We start from the raw sequence: 818 nt of genomic DNA, 5'->3' as shown, positions 1-818 counted from the left end.
GCATGTGGTCGAAGTCTGCTGCGAAGAGTGCGCCGAGAAACTGCGCGAGGCCAACCGGAAGACGTCGTCATGAACGGCAAGGATTTCTTTGCCGGCCAGCGCAAGGTGCAGACACCTTCCGGGATGATCAGCTATGTCGAGCACGGCAGTGGCCCGGTGGCGTTATTTGTCCACGGCGTGCTGCTTAATGGTTATCTGTGGCGGCACCAGCTGGCACAGCTAGCCGATGTCCGACGCTGCATTGCGGTGGATTTGCTGGCGCACGGCCATACCGAGATATCCGACACTCAAGATGTCTCCGTCACCGCCAATGCCCACATGCTGGCGCAATTCCTGGATGCACTGAAGATCGACCAGGTCGATCTGGTGGGCAATGACAGTGGCGGCGGTATCTGCCAGATCTTTGCGGCGTTGTATCCCGAGCGCATCCGCAGTCTGGCCTTGACCAATTGCGATACGCACGACAATTGGCCGCCGGAAGCTTTCAAGCCTTTTGTCGCGATGGTCGCCGATGGCGGTTTGCCGGAAACCTTGAACGCCATGCTGGCCGACAAATCCATTTATCGCTCGCCCCAGGCGTTAGGCCCGGCTTACGAGCAGCCGGAGGCCGTGGCCGACGATACGATCGAAACCTATCTACGGCCATTTGTCAGCTCGGCGCAGCGCACCCGTAGCGTCGAGCGCTTCGTCAATGCTTTTGATTGCCGTCACACGGTGCAGATCGAAAATCAGCTGAGACGTTTGCAGGCGCCTACGCTGATTGCATGGGGAACCGACGATATCTACTTCGACGTGAAGTGGTCGCATTGGCTTGAACA

At 58.4% G+C, this 818-nt stretch carries 1 protein-coding gene; it reads left to right on the top strand.

The features are described 5' to 3' along the window. Positions 1 to 69 precede the first annotated feature (69 nt). The coding region (locus tag OUZ52_RS22825) for an alpha/beta fold hydrolase (protein WP_266160907.1) at positions 70 to 818 on the top strand (749 nt) is incomplete at its 3' end.

This window comes from Dyella silvatica (genome assembly GCF_026283955.1).
Lineage (GTDB): Bacteria > Pseudomonadota > Gammaproteobacteria > Xanthomonadales > Rhodanobacteraceae > Dyella_C > Dyella_C silvatica.
The sequence above is the reverse complement of the archived record's forward strand: the minus strand, read 5'-3'. Positions and strand labels throughout refer to the sequence as shown.